The organism is Crossiella sp. CA-258035, from assembly GCF_030064675.1.
GTDB lineage: Bacteria > Actinomycetota > Actinomycetes > Mycobacteriales > Pseudonocardiaceae > Crossiella.
Window position 1 is genome coordinate 7,856,325 of the sequence record NZ_CP116413.1, and the last position, 16,538, is coordinate 7,872,862.

Annotated in this window: 17 protein-coding genes; 7 read left to right on the forward strand and 10 right to left on the reverse strand. The window is 71.7% G+C overall.

The genetic code is table 11. The features are described 5' to 3' along the window. Window positions 1–5: 5 nt before the first annotated feature. Genes thrC through argS form a run of 4 tightly spaced genes read right to left on the reverse strand, consistent with a single transcriptional unit; the run spans window position 6 to window position 5,532 of the window. Window positions 6–1,091, reverse strand: coding sequence for a threonine synthase (thrC, locus tag N8J89_RS35375; RefSeq protein ID WP_283661285.1), 1,086 nt, complete (start codon window positions 1,089–1,091; stop codon window positions 6–8). After that, window positions 1,088–2,392, reverse strand: a complete 1,305-nt coding sequence (locus N8J89_RS35380; RefSeq protein ID WP_283661286.1) for a homoserine dehydrogenase — start codon at window positions 2,390–2,392, stop codon at window positions 1,088–1,090. The genes thrC and N8J89_RS35380 overlap by 4 nt, the downstream gene beginning before the upstream one ends. Further along, the gene (gene lysA, locus N8J89_RS35385; protein WP_283661287.1) at window positions 2,389–3,807 is read right to left on the reverse strand and encodes a diaminopimelate decarboxylase; all 1,419 of its coding nucleotides are present in this window, start codon (window positions 3,805–3,807) and stop codon (window positions 2,389–2,391) included. Before lysA ends, N8J89_RS35380 begins: the two co-directional genes overlap by 4 nt. Before the next feature lie 54 nt (window positions 3,808–3,861). Beyond that, window positions 3,862–5,532, reverse strand: coding sequence for an arginine--tRNA ligase (gene argS, locus N8J89_RS35390; protein ID WP_252484115.1), 1,671 nt, complete (start codon window positions 5,530–5,532; stop codon window positions 3,862–3,864). A 188-nt stretch (window positions 5,533–5,720) separates the two neighbouring features. Between argS and N8J89_RS35395 the strand changes: the two genes are divergently transcribed. The 5 genes from N8J89_RS35395 to N8J89_RS35415 all read left to right on the forward strand — a co-directional run bounded on the left by N8J89_RS35395 (window position 5,721) and on the right by N8J89_RS35415 (window position 10,999). Continuing rightward, window positions 5,721–6,569 carry a thioredoxin-like domain-containing protein gene (locus tag N8J89_RS35395; protein WP_283661288.1) on the forward strand — a complete coding sequence of 283 codons (849 nt, stop codon included), beginning with the start codon at window positions 5,721–5,723 and terminating at the stop codon, window positions 6,567–6,569. Then, window positions 6,562–7,305, forward strand: coding sequence for a DUF305 domain-containing protein (locus tag N8J89_RS35400; RefSeq protein WP_283661289.1), 744 nt, complete (start codon window positions 6,562–6,564; stop codon window positions 7,303–7,305). The genes N8J89_RS35395 and N8J89_RS35400 overlap by 8 nt, the downstream gene beginning before the upstream one ends. A gap of 78 nt (window positions 7,306–7,383) precedes the next feature. Further along, window positions 7,384–9,297 carry an acyl-CoA dehydrogenase family protein gene (locus N8J89_RS35405; RefSeq protein WP_283661290.1) on the forward strand — a complete coding sequence of 638 codons (1,914 nt, stop codon included), beginning with the start codon at window positions 7,384–7,386 and terminating at the stop codon, window positions 9,295–9,297. A gap of 189 nt (window positions 9,298–9,486) precedes the next feature. After that, window positions 9,487–9,954: a thioredoxin-dependent thiol peroxidase gene (gene bcp / locus N8J89_RS35410; protein ID WP_283661291.1), complete on the forward strand. Its 468-nt coding sequence runs from the start codon at window positions 9,487–9,489 to the stop codon at window positions 9,952–9,954. Window positions 9,955–10,078: 124 nt separating this feature from the next. Then, window positions 10,079–10,999, forward strand: coding sequence for a serine hydrolase (locus tag N8J89_RS35415; RefSeq protein ID WP_283661292.1), 921 nt, complete (start codon window positions 10,079–10,081; stop codon window positions 10,997–10,999). Here N8J89_RS35415 and rdgB read toward each other — a convergent pair. Together rdgB and rph are read right to left on the reverse strand one after the other, a co-directional pair. After that, window positions 10,996–11,604, reverse strand: coding sequence for an RdgB/HAM1 family non-canonical purine NTP pyrophosphatase (rdgB, locus tag N8J89_RS35420; RefSeq protein WP_283661293.1), 609 nt, complete (start codon window positions 11,602–11,604; stop codon window positions 10,996–10,998). The two genes, N8J89_RS35415 and rdgB, sit on opposite strands and share 4 nt — an antisense overlap. Beyond that, window positions 11,601–12,359, reverse strand: a complete 759-nt coding sequence (gene rph, locus N8J89_RS35425) for a ribonuclease PH (RefSeq protein ID WP_283661294.1) — start codon at window positions 12,357–12,359, stop codon at window positions 11,601–11,603. Before rph ends, rdgB begins: the two co-directional genes overlap by 4 nt. A 58-nt stretch (window positions 12,360–12,417) precedes the next feature. Here rph and N8J89_RS35430 point away from each other — a divergent pair, with 58 nt between their 5' ends. Beyond that, window positions 12,418–12,903 (forward strand): DUF2231 domain-containing protein, encoded by a 486-nt coding sequence (locus N8J89_RS35430; RefSeq protein WP_283661295.1) that lies wholly within the window; start codon window positions 12,418–12,420, stop codon window positions 12,901–12,903. Window positions 12,904–12,910: 7 nt separating this feature from the next. Here N8J89_RS35430 and N8J89_RS35435 read toward each other — a convergent pair whose 3' ends face one another. From N8J89_RS35435 to N8J89_RS35450, 4 genes are read right to left on the reverse strand one after another with little or no spacing between them, the layout of a single operon-like run. After that, window positions 12,911–13,690: an MBL fold metallo-hydrolase gene (locus N8J89_RS35435; RefSeq protein ID WP_283661296.1), complete on the reverse strand. Its 780-nt coding sequence runs from the start codon at window positions 13,688–13,690 to the stop codon at window positions 12,911–12,913. Between the two features lie 4 nt (window positions 13,691–13,694). Then, a complete protein-coding gene (murI, locus tag N8J89_RS35440; protein WP_283661297.1) occupies window positions 13,695–14,516 on the reverse strand; it encodes a glutamate racemase in 822 nt (273 codons plus the stop codon). 7 nt (window positions 14,517–14,523) lie between these two features. Continuing rightward, on the reverse strand, window positions 14,524–15,156 hold the full coding sequence (locus N8J89_RS35445) for a rhomboid family intramembrane serine protease (RefSeq protein ID WP_283661298.1): 633 nt from the start codon (window positions 15,154–15,156) through the stop codon (window positions 14,524–14,526). 10 nt (window positions 15,157–15,166) lie between these two features. Continuing rightward, window positions 15,167–15,682 carry a winged helix-turn-helix transcriptional regulator gene (locus N8J89_RS35450; RefSeq protein ID WP_283661299.1) on the reverse strand — a complete coding sequence of 172 codons (516 nt, stop codon included), beginning with the start codon at window positions 15,680–15,682 and terminating at the stop codon, window positions 15,167–15,169. A 101-nt stretch (window positions 15,683–15,783) separates the two neighbouring features. Between N8J89_RS35450 and N8J89_RS35455 the strand changes: the two genes are divergently transcribed. Continuing rightward, window positions 15,784–16,524: a DUF899 domain-containing protein gene (locus tag N8J89_RS35455; RefSeq protein WP_283661300.1), complete on the forward strand. Its 741-nt coding sequence runs from the start codon at window positions 15,784–15,786 to the stop codon at window positions 16,522–16,524. Window positions 16,525–16,538: the final 14 nt, after the last annotated feature.

Sequence of the window (16,538 nt, forward strand, 5' to 3'; positions counted from 1 at the left end):
CCCGCTCAGCTGAGCTCGAGCGCGGCGGCCACCGCGCCGGGGTCCACCGGCAGCGGCTCGACCTCGGTCATGCCGAGCAGGGCGGTGTCCGGGTCCTTGAGGCCGTGGCCGGTGACCGTGCACACCACCAGCGAGCCCTTGGGCAGCCGGCCGTCCTCGGCGGTGGCCAGCAGGCCCGCGACACTGGAGGCGGAGGCCGGTTCCACGAACACGCCCTCGCGGGCGGCCAGCAGCTTGTAGGCGGCCAGGATGTGCTCGTCGGAGAGGGCGTGGAACAGGCCATTGGACTCGTCCTTCGCCTCGACCGCGCCGGTCCAGGAGGCCGGGCTGCCGATCCGGATGGCGGTGGCGATGGTCTCCGGGTTGGACACCGGGTGGCCCAGCACCAGCGGGGCCGCGCCCTCGGCCTGGAAGCCGAACATGCGCGGGGTCGAGGCCACCACGCCGTCCGCGGCGTACTCGCGGTAGCCCTTCCAGTAGCCGGTGATGTTGCCCGCGTTGCCCACCGGCAGGCAGTGGATGTCCGGGGCCCGGCCGAGCACGTCGCAGACCTCGAACGCGGCCGACTTCTGGCCCTCGATGCGCACCAGGTTCACCGAGTTGACCAGGTAGACCGGGTGCGCGGAGGCGGTCTTGCGGGCCAGCTCCAGGCAGTCGTCGAAGTTGCCGTCGACCTGCAGGATGCGCGCGCCGTAGGCCACCGCCTGGGCCAGCTTGCCCAGCGCGATCTTGCCGCGCGGCACCAGCACCGCGCTGGTCAGCCCGGCGCGGGCGGCGTAGGCGGCGGCCGAGGCCGAGGTGTTGCCGGTGGAGGCGCAGATGACCGCCTTGCTGCCCTCGGCCTTGGCGTAGGTCATGGCCACGGTCATGCCGCGGTCCTTGAACGAGCCGGTCGGGTTGACGCCCTCGATCTTGAGGAAGACCTGGCAGCCGGTCAGCTCGGACAGGTGCGCCGCGGGCAGCAGCGGGGTGCCGCCCTCGTGCAGGGTGATGATCTCCGCGCCCGCCGGCACCGCGATCCGGTCCCGGTAGGCGTTGATGATCCCGGGCCAGCCCGGACGCGTCGACGCCTCAGCAGCAAGCGTGCTCACAGTTGCTCACCCTCCACCCGCATCACGGCGGCCACCTCACGGACGATGGGCAGCCCGGCGATCTTCTCCACGGTGGAGCGCAGCGCCTCGTCCGGCGCCATGTGCGTGACCACGACCAGGTTGGCCGAGCCCTCACGGCCCTCCTGGCGGACCGCGGCGATGCTCACGCCGTGCTCGGCGAACATCGCGGCCACCTGGGTCAGCACGCCCGGCTGGTCCTCGACCTCCAGGCTGATGTGGTACGCGGTGAGCGTCTCGCCCATCGGCCGCACCGGCAGCTGGGCGTAGGCGGACTCGCGCGGGCCCCGGCCGCCGAGCACCTTGTTGCGGGCCACCGCGACCAGGTCGCCGAGCACCGCGCTGGCGGTGGGCGCGCCACCGGCGCCAGGGCCGTAGAACATCAGCTGACCGGCCGCCGCCGCCTCCACGTACACCGCGTTGAACGCGCCGTTCACGCTGGCCAGCTGGTGGGTGCGCGGGATCATCGCCGGGTGCACGCGCACCGAGACGCTCTCCGCGCCGTCCTCGCCGACCACCCGCTCGCAGATGGCCAGCAGCTTGACCGTGCGGCCGAGCAGCCGGGCCGCGGCGATGTCGGAGGCGGTGACCGAGGCGATGCCCTCGCGGTACACGTCGGAGGCGGTGACCCTGGTGTGGAAGGACAGCGAGGCCAGGATGGCGGCCTTGGCCGCGGCGTCGAAGCCGTCCACGTCCGCGGTCGGGTCGGCCTCGGCGTAGCCCAGCCGGGAGGCCTCCTCCAGCGTCTCGCCGTAGCCCGCGCCGGTGGCGTCCATCGCGGAGAGGATGTAGTTGGTGGTGCCGTTGACGATGCCCATCACCCTGGTGATCTGGTCACCGGCCAGCGACTCGCGCAGCGGGCGCAGCAGCGGGATGGCCCCGGCCACCGCGGCCTCGAAGTACAGGTCGGCGCCGGAGGCGTCCGCGGCGGCGTAGAGCTCCGCGCCGTGCTCGGCCAGCAGCGCCTTGTTCGCGGTGACCACCGACTTGCCGTTGGTCAGCGCCGTGCCGAGCAGCCCGCGCACCGGGTCGATGCCGCCGATGACCTCGACGATCACGTCGGCGTCCCCGTTGACCAGGGCGGCGGCGTCGGTGGTCAGCAGCTCGGCTGGCACGTCGGTGTGCTTGTGCGGGCGGCGGACCGCGATGCCGGTCAGCTCGACCGGGGCGCCGATGCGCGCGGTGAGGTCCTCGGCCTGCTCGCGGAGCAGCCGCACCACCTCGGTGCCGACGGTCCCGCATCCGAGCAGCGCGACTTTGATCGGCTCTCCGCTGTTGGTCACAGCACCTCCAGGCGCAGCAGGTCGTCCTCGGTCTCCCGGCGCAGCACCAGCCGGTGCTCGCCGTCGCGCACGGCGACCACGGCCGGCCGGGGCAGCCGGTTGTAGCTGCTGGCCATCACGTAGCAGTAGGCCCCGGTCGCGGCCACCGCGACCAGGTCGCCCGGGGCGATGTCCTCGGGCAGCCAGCAGTCTCGCACCACCACGTCACCGGACTCGCAGTGCTTTCCCACCAGCCGGGACAGCACCGCCTCGGCCTCGACCCCCCGGGAGACCAGGCGGCAATCGTAGACCGCGTCGTAGAGCGCGGTGCGGATGTTGTCGCTCATGCCGCCGTCCACGCTGACGTAGCGGCGGACGGACCCACCGGTCACCGTGACGTCCTTGATGGTGCCCACCTCGTAGAGGGTCACCGTGCCCGGCCCGACGATGGCCCGGCCCGGCTCCACCGCGACCTTGGGCGTGGGCAGCCCGGCCAGCTCGCACTCCCGGGCCACGATCGCGCGCAGCTGGTCGGCCAGCTTGGCCGGCGGCGGCGGGTCGTCCTCGGCGGTGTAGGCGATGCCGAGGCCGCCACCGAGGTCCACAGTGGACAGTGCGGCCAGCGCGTCCGCGCCGTGCTCCTTGTGCAGCTCGGCCAGCAGCCCGATCACCCGGTGCGCGGCGATCTCGAAGCCGTCCGCCTCGAAGATCTGCGAGCCGATGTGGCTGTGCAGGCCGACCAGGCGCAGGCCGTCGGCGGCCAGCACCCGGCGGGCCGCCTCGGCGGCGTCCCCGGAGGCGAGCGAGAAGCCGAACTTCTGGTCCTCGTGCGCGGTGGCGATGAACTCGTGCGTGTGCGCCTCGACACCCACGGTGATCCGGATCAGCACGGACTGGACGATCCCGGCCTCGCGGGCGACCTGGTCCAGCCGGGCGATCTCGTGGAAGGAGTCCACCACCACGGTGCCCACCCGGCCCTGCACAGCGGCGCGCAGCTCGGCAACGGACTTGTTGTTGCCGTGGAAGGTGATCCGCTCGCTGGGGAAGTCCGCGCGCTGGGCCACGGCCAGCTCGCCGCCACTGCAGATGTCCAGGCTCAGCCCCTCCTGGGCCACCCAGCGGGCGATCTCCACGGAGAGGAAGGCCTTGGACGCGTAGTGCACCAGCGTCGGGTCGCCGAAGGCCTCGGCGTGCTCGGCGCAGCGCGCGCGGAAGTCCGCCTCGTCCATCACGAACAGCGGCGTGCCGTAGGTCTCGGCCAGCTCGCGCAGGTCGGCGCCGGCCACCCGCACGGCGCCGTCCGGCCCCCGTCTGGCGTTCCTCGGCCACACGGACTCCGGCAGCTCGCCGAGCGCGTCGGCGGTGGACGGCCGGGGTCCGGCCGTCGCGGGAACAATGACGTCAGCGTGCCGAGGACCGGCGGGGTGTGCCCTCACGGTCGTTAATCCTCACACACCGCCCGCGCGGCCGTCCGGCGGCATAGACCCTGGTCACATCCGCTCGGGCGCGCTCACGCCCAGCAGGCCCAGCCCGTTGGCCAGCACCTGGCGGGTGGCCGCGCAGAGCAGCAGGCGCGCGGTGGTCAGCGCGGTCGGCTCCTCATCGCCCTGCGGCAGCACCCGGCAGTTGTCGTAGAACTTGTGGTAGGCGCTGGCCAGCTCCTCCAGGTAGCGGGCCACCCGGTGCGGTTCGCGCAGCTCGGCGGCGGAGGCGAGCACCTTCGGGAAGTCGCCGATGGTGCGGATCAGCTTGCCTTCCTTCTCGTGCGCGAGCAGCCCGAGCAGCTCGGAGGTGATCTCGGCCGCGGCGGGCACGGTGATGCCCAGGTCCGCGGCGTTGCGCGCGAGCGAGGACAGCCGGGCGTGCGCGTACTGGACGTAGAACACCGGGTTCTCGTTGGTGGTCTTGGTCCACAGGTCCAGGTCGATGTCCAGGGTGGAGTCCACCGAGGAGCGGATCAGCGCGTACCTGGCCGAGTCCACGCCGATCGCCTCGACCAGGTCGTCCAGGGTGATCACGTTGCCCGCGCGCTTGGCCATCCGGACCGGCACGCCGTCCTTGACCAGGTTGACCATCTGGCCGATCAGCACCTCGACGCAGTTCGGGTCGTCGCCGAAGGCGGCCGCGGCGGCCCGCAGCCTGCCGATGTAGCCGTGGTGGTCCGCGCCGAGCATGTAGATCAGCCGGTCGAAGCCGCGGGTGCGCTTGTTCCGGAAGTAGGCGATGTCCGCGGCGATGTAGGCGGCCTCGCCGTTGCCCTTCATGACGACGCGGTCCTTGTCGTCGCCGTAGTCGGTGGAGCGCAGCCACCAGGCCCCGGCCTCCTTGTACAGGTGGCCGGAGTTCTTGAGCACCTCCAGCGCGGTCTGCACCTCGCCGGAGCTGTGCAGCGACTTCTCGCTGAAGTAGACGTCGAACTCGGTGCGGAACTGGCGCAGGCTCTGCCGGATCGACTCCAGCATCAGCTCCACGCCCAGCTCGCGGAACCTGGCGTCCCGCTGCTCGTCATCCAGCGAGAGCACGTCCGGCTCCTGCTTGACGATCTTGGCCGCCACGTCGGTAATCCAGTCGCCCGCGTAGCCGTCCTCGGGCACCGGCTCGCCCTTGGCCACCGCGACCAGGGACTTGGTCAGCCTGCCGATCTGGGCGCCGGCGTCGTTGATGTAGAACTCGCGGGTGATCTCGCCGCCACCGGCCGCGAGCACCCGGCCGAGCGCGTCGCCGACCGCGGCCCAGCGGGCGTGACCCAGGTGCATCGGGCCGGTCGGGTTGGCCGAGACGAACTCCAGGTTGATCTTCTGCCCGGTCAGCGCCGAACCACGGCCGAACGCCTCGCCCGCGGTCAGCACCTCCTTGACCAGCTGGCCCTGCGCGTCCGCGGCCAGCCGCAGGTTCACGAAGCCGGGTCCGGCGATCTCGGCGGCGGTGATGCCGTCCTGGGTGGCCAGCGCCTTGGCCAGCTCCTCGGCCAGCTCGCGCGGGACCAGGCCGAGCTTCTTGCCGATCTGCAGCGCGAGGTTGGTGGCGTAGTCGCCGTGCTCGGGGTTTCTGGGTCGCTCCACCGTGACCGCCGCGGGCAGCACCGCGGTGTCCAGCCCGCGCGCGGTGAGCACGTCATGGGCGACGGAACGGACCAGGTCAGCCAAGGCAGCAGGAGTCACGGCTCGTAGTCTATGGCGGCCTCGATACCCGTTCGACCTTGTATCCAACTGTATGAGGTTTCGGAAGTAATGCTGGGTAGCCGGCCTTGCGCCGGAAGCTTCCCCCAAAGAGCTGACTCGCACCTGACAGCCGATCCTTACACTGACGCGCGGTAACCCGTACGGCGTGAGACAGGGGCCGGGCAGACATGGTCAGCGGTAAGAGCAGCAAGAACGCGCGGGCGTCAGCCCCGCGCGTGCCGATCGCGATGAAGAAGCCCAAGCCTTGGGGCACGATCGCCGCCGTGCTCGCGGTGCTGGTCTTCGCGGGTGGCGTGTTCGGCTACGCCTACGTGCAGAACGCCGACCGGGCGGAGAAGCAGGCCGCGCTGGCCGAGTTCACGCCCTCGGAGTCCAACCAGGACCCCACGGAGAAGATCCAGGGCGTGCTCAAGCAGAAGTACGAGGCGGGCAAGCACGTGCCGGCCACGCAGCGGGTGGCCTACGACCACTACCCGCCCATCGGCGGGCCGCACGACGAGGTGTGGGCGACCTGCACCGGCGTGGTGTACCCGAACCCGGTGCGCAACGAGAACATGGTGCACTCCATGGAGCACGGCGCGGTCTGGATCGCCTACAACCCGGACCAGGTCAAGGGCGGCGACCTGGACAAGCTGAAGCAGCGCGCGCAGGGCCAGCAGTTCACCATGATGTCGCCGTACCCCGGCCTGGACAAGCCGATCTCGTTGCAGGGCTGGGGCCGTCAGCTCAAGCTGGACAGCGCCGACGACCAGCGGATCGACCAGTTCATCTCCGCGGTGCGCCGCAACCAGTACATCTACCCGGAGATCGGCGCCACCTGCGCCACCAACGCCTTCGACCCGGACAACGCGCCGCCGTTCGTGGCGGAGAAGCCGGGCAAGGACGCGGTGCCGATGGACGGTGGCACCAAGGCCCCTGACGAGCAGACCGGCGGCCAGCCGGGTCAGCCCGGCCAGCCCGGCCAGCCCAGCGGCCAGAACCCGCCGAGCAGCCAGAACCCGCCGCCCGGTGGCTGAGTCCGACCCCCGGATCGTGGACGAGACGGACCCGGAGGAGACCGAGCAGGTCACCGGCCGGGCTCCGTCCCGCGCGATGCGGATCCTGGTGGCCACCGCCGCGGTGCTGGCGATCCTGATGCTCGGCGCGGCGGGCGGCCTGCTGATCAACCTGCCCAAGCCCGCCGCGGAGAGCTCCACACCGCCGCTGGACGGGCCGGACACCGGCTTCGCCCAGGACATGTCCGTGCACCACCTGCAGGCGGTGGAGATGGCCGCGATGGTGCCCGACCGCAGCGAGGACCGGCTGGTCCGCGAGCTGGCCTTCGACATCCAGAGCACCCAGCTGGAGCAGGTCGGCCGGATGAAGGGCTGGCTGGCGCTGTGGGGGCATCCCGAGCAGTCGCCGACCGGCAAGTACATGGAGTGGATGAAGGACGCCCCGCCCGGGCACGGGCACGCGCCGGTGCAGCCCGGCCAGTCCGTCGGCACCTACACGATGCCGGGCATGGCCAACCAGGAGGAGATGTCCAAGCTGCGCAAGCTCAAGGGCGTGGAGTTCGAGGTGTACTTCCTCCAGCTCATGCGGCGGCACCACATCGGCGGCGCGGAGATGGCCAACTACGGCCGCAAGAACGCCCGGCTCGCGGTGGTGCGCAACCTGGCGGAGAACATCCTCAAGGCCCAGCACTCCGAGCTGGACGTGCTGGACCGCCGACTCGTCGAGCGCAACGCGGAGCCCCTGCCGCCGAACTGAGCGAGTCACCCGAGCGGCGACCTGCGCGCGTTACCGGTCGGTAGTACCGTCGGGTAATCCGATGGCAGGGGGTCAGCGATGACCGCAGTGGATCCAGCCCGCACGACCGAGCGCGAGGCCCGTCAGGTAGCGGAGCAGGCGCGCGAGACGCAGTGGCGCAAACCCAGCTTCGGCAAGGAGCTGTTCCTCGGGCGACTACGCCTGGAACTGATCCACCCGCATCCGCGGGGTGACGAGGTGACCCGTCGCCGCGGCGAGGAGTTCCTGGCCCGGTTGCGGGAGTTCTGCGAGAACGAGATCGACGGCGCGCGGATCGAGCGCGAGGCCACGATCCCGGACGAGGTCTTCGACGGCCTGCGCCGCATCGGCGCGCTGGGCATGAAGATCGACCCGGAGTACGGCGGCCTCGGGCTGTCCCAGGTGTACTACAACAAGGCGCTGATGCTCGTCGGGTCGGTCAGCCCGGCCATCGGCGCACTGCTCTCCGCGCACCAGTCCATCGGGGTGCCGCAGCCGCTCAAGCAGTTCGGCACGCCGGAGCAGAAGCAGAAGTACCTGCCGCGCTGTGCCAGCACCGACATCAGCGCCTTCCTGCTCACCGAGCCGGACGTGGGCAGCGACCCGGCCCGGCTGGGCACCACCGCGGTGCCCACCGAGGATGGGCACTACCTGCTCGACGGCGTGAAGCTGTGGACCACCAACGGTGTGGTGGCCGACCTGCTGGTGGTGATGGCCAGGGTGCCCAAGTCCGAGGGTCACCGTGGCGGGATCACCGCGTTCGTGGTGGAGGGCAACGCCGAGGGCGTCACGGTGGAGAACCGCAACGCGTTCATGGGCCTGCGCGGGCTGGAGAACGGCGTGACCCGGTTCCACCAGGTCAAGGTGCCCGCGGAGAACCGGATCGGCGAGGAGGGGCAGGGCCTCAAGATCGCGCTGACCACGCTGAACACCGGCAGGCTCTCGCTGCCCGCGATGTGCGCCGGCTCGGCCAAGTGGTGCCTGAAGATCGCCCGCGAGTGGTCGGCGGAGCGGGTGCAGTGGGGCCGTCCGGTCGGCGAGCACGAGGCGGTCTCCAGCAAGATCGCCTTCATCGCGGCCACCGCGTTCGCGCTGGAGGCGGTGCTGGACCTGTCCAGCGAGATGGCCGACGAGGAGCGCAACGACATCCGGATCGAGGCCGCGCTGGCCAAGCTGTACGGCTCGGAGATGGCCTGGCTGGTCGCCGACGAGCTGGTGCAGATCCGCGGCGGCCGGGGTTATGAGACCGCCGAGTCGCTGGCCGCCCGCGGCGAGCGCGGCATCCCGGCCGAGCAGATCCTGCGCGACCTGCGGATCAACCGGATCTTCGAGGGCTCCACCGAGATCATGCACCTGCTGATCGCGCGCGAGGCGGTGGACGCGCACCTGTCGGTGGCCGGCGACATCATCGACCCGGAGGCCGACACCGGCCGCAAGGTCAAGGCGGCGGCGCGGGCCGGGGCGTTCTACGCGAAGTGGCTGCCCACGCTGGCCGTCGGCAAGGGCCAGCTGCCCAGCAGCTTCACCGAGTTCGGCCCGCTGGCCGGGCACCTGCGGTTCGTGGAGCGGGCCAGCCGCAAGCTGGCCAGGCAGACCTTCTACGCGATGTCCCGCTGGCAGGGGAAGATGGAGCGCAAGCAGGCGTTCCTGGGCCGGATCGTGGACATCGGCGCGGAGCTGTTCGCCATCAGCGCCACCTGCGTGCGCGCCCAGTGGCTGGACACCCCGGCCGCCCGCGACCTGGCGGAGGCCTTCTGCCGCCAGGCCAGGGTGCGGGTGGAGGAGCTGTTCACCCGGCTGTGGACCAACACCGACGACACCGACTCCCAGCTGGCCCGCCAGGTGATGGCGGGCGAGCACACCTGGGTGGAGGAGGGCATCCTCGACCCGTCCCTGCCCGGGGCCTGGATCGCCGAAGCCACCCCGGGTCCGTCCCGCGCCGACAACGTGCACCGCCACCCAGGCCAGACCTGACCCCAGCCCGCGTGTTGGCCGATCTCGTACCCCGTGTTGGCCGTTGTTGTACGCAGTGTTGGCCGAATCTGTACCCGTGTTGGCCAACACCGGGTACGAGATCGGCCAACACTGCGTACGAGATCGGCCAACACGCGGGGCGGCTGGGCGTGTGCGCGGGTGTCGGGGTGATCCTCTAGCGTCGCGGTCATGACCGAACGCCTTTCCCCCGGCGACCCCGCGCCCGGGTTCACCCTGCCCGACGCCGACGGCAAGCCCGTCTCGCTGGCGGACTTCCGCGGGCAGCACGTGATCGTCTACTTCTACCCGGCCGCGGGCACCCCCGGGTGCAGCAAGCAGGCCTGCGACTTCCGGGACAGCCTGGCCGAGCTCAACGGCGCGGGCTACACCGTGCTGGGCATCTCCCCGGACAGGCCGGCCAAGCTGGCCAAGGTCCGCGAGGAGCAGGAGCTGACCTTCCCGCTGCTGTCGGACCCGGAGCGCGCGGTGCTCACCGCCTGGGGCGCCTTCGGCGAGAAGATGATGTACGGCAAGACCGTCACCGGGGTGATCCGCTCCACCTTCGTGGTGGACCCCGACGGCAAGATCGCCACCGCGCAGTACAACGTGCGCGCCACCGGGCACGTGGCCAAGCTGCGCAGGGACCTCGGCGTCTGAGCGGAAACTGAAGATTTCCCCTGCGGTGCAACCGGATCCGACCGGCCGCGCCTACGCCGAACCGACCGGGAAAGTTGCCTGATCACCAGGCCAACTTGGTTGCGGGGCTTCGCGTAAACGGGTCGTGAAGAACTCCGTGGGGGCGATGGCCAGCGTGTTCGTGGTGTGCGCTGCCGGTCTGCTGTCGATCCATCTGCTCGGTGAGGCCGGTCCGTCCGGGCCGCCGGAGGCGACCAACCAGGCGAACGTGACCACGGTGGCACTGCCGCCCAGCAACGCGCCCGGCCAGGATCCGACCGAGGTGGTGAAGCCGGGCCCGCCGACCAAACCCAAGCAGGACAAGGTTTCCGGCACCGAGCTGAGCAACGCGGTGACCAGGGCGGTGCGCGCGGGCGGCAGCGCGACCGGGGTCGGCCTGGTGGTGCTGGAGGTCGACGGCTGGCGGGAGCTGGCCAGCGCGGAGGCCGACCGGCAGTTCCGCTCGGCCTCGCTGGTGAAGCTGCTGATCGCGGTGGACGCGTTGCAGTCCGGCGCGTCCACCGCCACCGACCTGCGCACCATGCTCTCGGCCAGCCACGACGGCATCGCCAGCGAGCTGTGGGTGCGGCTGGGCGGCAACACCATGGTGCAGCGCCAGGCCAGGCGGATGGGCCTGAACCGGACCCTGCCGCCGCTGGACCCGATGCACTGGGGCGACACCAAGGTCAGCGCGCGCGATGTGGCCAAGATGTACCGGCACATCCTGACCGAGCTGCCCAAGGCGCACCGCGAGCTGATCATGGGCGCGCTGACCGCCGCGCCGCGGATCGCCGCGGACCGGTTCGACCAGCACTTCGGCATCCCGTACGGGCTGCCCGAGGTGCAGTGGGCGGTCAAACAGGGCTGGGCGACCGGCCGCGCGGGCACGGACCTGCACACCAGCGGGGTGCTGGCCGGGGGCACCAGGGTGGTGGTGCTGCTGAGCACGCACTCCCCCGGCACCAGCTACGCCCGCGCCGCCAAGTCGCTCACCACGGGCGTTGGCGAGCTGGGCGGACTGTTCTAGCGCTGCCCGGCCAGCGCGCGCAGGTGCGGCAGCAGCAGGCGAAGGGCGCGGCCGCGGTGGGAGTCCGCGTCCTTCTCCGCGGGCGTCATCTCCGCCGAGGTCCTGGTCTCGCCCTCGGGCACGAAGATCGGGTCGTAGCCGAAGCCGTTGGCGCCGCGCATCGCGCGCAGCAGCGTGCCCCGCCACTCCCCGCGCACCACCACCGGCTCCGCGCCGGGCACGGCGAGCGCGACCACGGCCACGAACGCGGCGCCGCGGCGCTCGTCCGGCACGTCGCCGAGCTGGCCGAGCAGCAGCTCCAGGTTGCCGAGGTCGTCGCCGTGCTTGCCGGACCAGCGGGCGGAGAGCACGCCGGGCATGCCGTTGAGCGCGTCCACCGCGATGCCCGAGTCGTCGGCGATCGAGGGCAGGCCGGTCGCGGCGGCCGCGTCCACGGCCTTGGCGATCGCGTTCTCCTCGAAGGTGGCCCCGGTCTCGGGGGCCTCCGGGAACTCGGGCACCTCGTCCAGGCCGAGGACCTCGATGCCGTCGAGCCGCTCGGCCGCCACGATCCGCCGCAGCTCGCCCAGCTTCTTGGCGTTGCGGCTGGCCAGCAGGACCCTCATGCCTTCTTGCCCTCGGGCAGCGTGCCGGGGTAGGGCAGCGCGAGCGCCTCGGCCTGCAGGCGGCACAGGTCGGCCACCCCGGCCAGGGCCAGGTCGAGCATCTTGTCCAGGGTGGAGCGGGCGAAGGTGGCGCCCTCGCCGGTGCCCTGCACCTCGACCAGGGTGCCCGCGTCGGTGGCCACCACGTTCATGTCCACCTCGGCCCGCGAGTCCTCCTCGTATGGCAGGTCCAGCCGCACCCGGCCGTCCACCACGCCCACGCTGACCGCGGCGATCTGGCAGGACAGCGGCTTGGGGTCGGCGAGCTTGCCCGCCGCGCCGAGCCAGGTGACCGCGTCGGCCAGCGCCACGTAGGCGCCGGTGATCGCCGCGGTGCGGGTGCCGCCGTCGGCCTGGATGACATCGCAGTCGATCACGATGGTGTTCTCGCCCAGCGCGGAGAGGTCGATGCAGGTGCGCAGCGACCGGCCGATCAGGCGGCTGATCTCGTGCGTGCGCCCGCCGACCCGGCCCTTGATGGACTCCCGGTCACTGCGGCTGTGCGTGGCCGAGGGCAGCATGGCGTACTCGGCGGTCACCCAGCCCAGCCCGGAGCCGGAGCGCCACCGGGGCACCCCCTCGGACACACTGGCCGCGCACAGCACGCGGGTCTTGCCGAACTCCACCAGCACCGAGCCGGCGGGCCAGTCCTGGTAGCCCCTGGTGATCTTGATGTCCCGCAGGGCCTCGTCGCTTCTGCCATCGATGCGCACCACGCGGCTAGCCTAGTCACCTCGTTGAACCGCTCCTGAGCGGCCGTCGTATGGAGTGGACATGGACCTGACGACCGTCGACGGCTTGCCGCTGCACCCGCTGATCGTGCACGCCGTGGTGGTCCTGCTGCCGCTGGCCGCGCTGTGCGCCCTGCTGATCGCGCTCCGCCCGGCCTGGCGGCGGCGCTTCGGCTGGCCGGTGCTCGCGCTGACCGTGGCCGGGGTGGCCGCGGTGCCGGTCGCGCAGGTGTCCGGTGAGCAGTTGCAGGGCGCGCTGGGGGTGGCCAACCCGTTGATCCAGCGGCACGCGGACCTCGGCGGGGAGCTGCTGCCGTACGCGCTGGCCTTCGGCGTGCTCGTGGTCGCCTTCCTGCTGGCGGGCCGGAAGGCGGACCAGGAGACGCCCGGCGGCCCAGCGAACTGGCGGCGGGTGGCGGTGGTGGCCGCTGTGCTGGTCGCCGTGGCCGGGGTGGCCAGCACGGTGCAGGTGGTGCGGATCGGGCACAGCGGCTCCACCGCGGTGTGGAACGGGGTTGGTGGCCGGTAGCGCCGGGTCAGCAGCCGACGGTGTAGGAGGCGCCGGGGAAGGCCAGGTCGACCGGGCCGGTGAAGGCGGTGGCGGCCTCCTCGGCCATCTGCTCCCGGTTCGCCCACGGCGGCACGTGCGTGACCACCAGCCTGCGCACCCCGGCCACCGCCGCCAACTGCCCGGCCTCCAGTCCGGACAGGTGCAGGTCGGGTGGGTGCGCCTCGGGCTCGTGCGGCCAGCAGGCCTCGGCCAGCAGCAGGTCCGCGGAGTCGGCCAGCTTGCGCAGCGCCTCGCAGGGGCCGGAGTCGCCGGTGTAGGCCAGTGTCCTGCTGCCCGCGGTGAGCCGGAAACCGAAGGCCTCACAGGGATGCGCGACCTGTTCGGTGGTCAGCTCGAACGGTCCGATGTGGACGGTGCCGGGAGTGAGCCGGTGGAACTCGTAGACATCGCTGAGGTCGGTCTCGGCCCGTTCGGCGGCACTCGGCGCGTAGGCCGCGGCCAGCCGGGTGGCCGCCTCGCTGGGCGCGTACACCGGCAGCCGCCGGGCCCTGGTGTCGTAGGGCGGAGCCGGGTGGTACCGGCGGAGCACGGTCAGCGCGGCGAAATCCGCGCAGTGGTCCGGATGCAGGTGGGAGAGCACCAGCGCGTCCACCCCGAACGGGTCGCCATGCCGCTGGAGCGCCCCCAGCACCCCATTGCCGAGATCGAGGAGCACACGGAACCCGTCGGACTCCACCAGGTAACCGGAAGCCGGCGAGTCAGCGCTGGGCAGGCTGCCGGAACAGCCGAGAACGGTCAGTAGCACCGGATCAGCCTGGCATGGCAGACGATCTCGGAACAGCGCCCGTCATGACGGTACCCAGCTGCGGGCCGAGGAAGCGGCGGGCCAGTTTCGCGAACGGTTCGGCCGGGCCGGTGGCGGTGAAGGAATGGGCCAGTTCGGGACTGTCCGGATCACGCAGCAGGTCCGCCTCGGTGAGCACCTTGACCACGTCCTTGGCGGTCTCCTCCGCGCTGGAGACCAGGGTCACCGCATCGCCCATGGCCAGCTGGATCACGCCGGTGAGGAGTGGGTAGTGCGTGCAGCCCAGCACCACGGTGTCGACTTCGGCCCGCTGCAACGGTTCCAGGTAGGACTGGGCCAGGCCGAGCACCTGGCGGCCGGAGGTGATGCCGCGTTCCACGAAGTCCACGAACCGGGGGCAGGCCACGCTGGTCACGGTGAGGTCGGGCGCGGCGGCGAAGGCGTCCTCGTAGGCCCTGGAGGTGATGGTCGCCTTGGTGCCGATCACGCCGATCCGGCCGGTGCGCGTGGTGGCCACCGCGCGGCGCACCGCGGGCCGCAGCACCTCCACCACCGGGATGTCGTAGCGCTCCCGCGCGTCGTGCAGGCAGGCCGCCGTCGCCGTGTTGCACGCGATGACCAGCAGCTTCACCCCGCTCTCCACCAGCGAGTCGGTGATGGCCAGCGAGTGGCGGCGCACCTCGGCGATGGACAGCGGGCCGTAGGGCCCGTTGCCGGTGTCGCCGACGTAGCGCAGCCGCTCGGCCGGTAGCTGGTCCAGCATCGCGCGGGCCACGGTCAGCCCGCCGACGCCGGAGTCGAAGATGCCGATCGGCGCGGTGCTCACGCCTCGATCATGCCCCGAGGTTGCTCCCGGCGGGACGGCGGCTCGCCTTGCCGGTCAACCAGCCCGCGACCACCCCGGCCACCGCGCCGAAGAGGTGGCCCTGCCAGGACACGCCAGGGGTGCCGGGCAGCACGCCCCAGAGCAGGTAGCCGTAGAAGAAGAACAGGACCACGGCGAGCAGGATCGGTCCGGCGCGGCGCGCGAAGATGCCGCGCACCAGCAGGAAGGTCAGCCAGCCGAAGATCAGGCCGGAGGCGCCGAGGTGGATCGAGCCGGACTCCCCGGTGAGCCAGGTGCCCAGCCCGCCCACGATCCAGATGGTCGCGGTGACCGCGACGAACTGGCGCAGGCCGCCGGCGAAGCTGAGGAAGCCGAGCACCAGCAGCGGCACCGTGTTCGCGGCCAGGTGGTCCCAGCCCAGGTGCAGCAGCGGGGCCCACAGCACGCCGTCCAGCCCGGTCCACTCGCGCGGCTCGATGCCGCCGAGGTCCAGCGCGTGCCCGGCGAACGCGTCCACCAGCTCCAGCAGGTACAGCAGTGCGGCGAAGCCGAGGATGACGAGGGCGGCCTGCTTCGGCCGCGCCGGGAAGATCCGGCCCGAGTCGTCGCGCGGTGACGTTGGCACTGGTAGCGGCTGCACGAGATCGAGGCTACTGACCTTTCGCGGCACTCACCTCGGGGTTGTCCCTGAGTTCGAGCGCGGCGGCGTGCAGCGGGCTCGGGTCGCGCGGCGGGCGGCGGCGCGGATCCGCGCCCGGACCGGCCACCGCGAGCACCTCGCCGGGCGCGGGTTCCACGCGGCAGTGCGCGCAGCGGGCGTGCACGTGCACCGGGCCGCCGCAGTCCTGGTGCTCGTAGAGGACCGGCGGGCCCTGCGGTGCGGCCCAGCGGTCACCCCACTCGGTCAGCGCGATCAGCACTGTGGCCAGTTCGCGGCCCTTCTCGGTGAGCAGGTACTCCCGGCCCGCGCGCCGCTCCATCAGCCCGTCCGCGACGAACCCGTCCAGCCGCTTGGCCAGGATGTTCGGCGCCACCCCGAGCCTGCGCTCGAAGTCGGAGAACCGGGTCATGTCCGCGAAGACCGCGTTGCGGATGATCAGCAGGCTCCACCGCTCGCCGATCAGCTCCAGCGCGCGGGCCGCTGAGCAGTTCTCACGTTCATACATCCGACCGAGCACGGTTCGATGATCCGGTTTCGACTTGTGTGATGCAAGTTGCCGCCCTACGGTTACTTGCATCAAGCAAGTCAACGACTCGGGAGGACGTCGTGAACCGACCGCAGGTAGTGAGCAGGGATGAGTGGCTGGCCGCCCGCAAGGAGCTGCTGGTCAAGGAGAAGGAGCTGTTCAGGGCGCTGGACGGGCTCAACGCCGACCGGCGGCGGCTGCCGATGACCAGGGTGGACAAGGACTACCGCTTCACCGGCCCGGACGGCGAGGTCGCGCTGCTGGACCTGTTCGACGGCCGCGGCCAGCTGGTGTTGCAGCACTTCATGTTCGACCCGTCCTGGGACACCGGCTGCCGGAGCTGCACCGCGATGGCCGACGACCTCAGCGACGGCGCCCGCGCGCACCTGGCCAGCCGCGACACCGCCTTCGCCGCGGTCTCCCGCGCGCCGTACCCGAAGCTGGCCGCCTACAAGCAGACCAGGGGCTGGACGTTCCCCTGGTACTCCTCGCACGGCAGCGACTTCAACTACGACTTCGACGTCTCGCTGGACCCCGCGACCGGCCCCAACCGCTACAACTTCCGCTCCGGCGAGGAGCTGACCGCGGCCGGGCAGGGCTGGCTGATCGACTACGTCGGCGAGCAGCCGGGGGTCAGCGCCTTCCTGCGCGAGGGCGAGGAGGTCTTCCACACCTACGCCACCTACGGCCGCGGCGTGGAGGTGATGATGCACGCCTACCGGCTGCTGGACATCACCGCGCGCGGCCGGCACGAGGACTGGGAGGAGCCGAAGGGCCGGGTCGCCGCCCCGCGCGAGTCCGACCCCGGCTTCACCAGCTAGGCAGGCCGATAGGC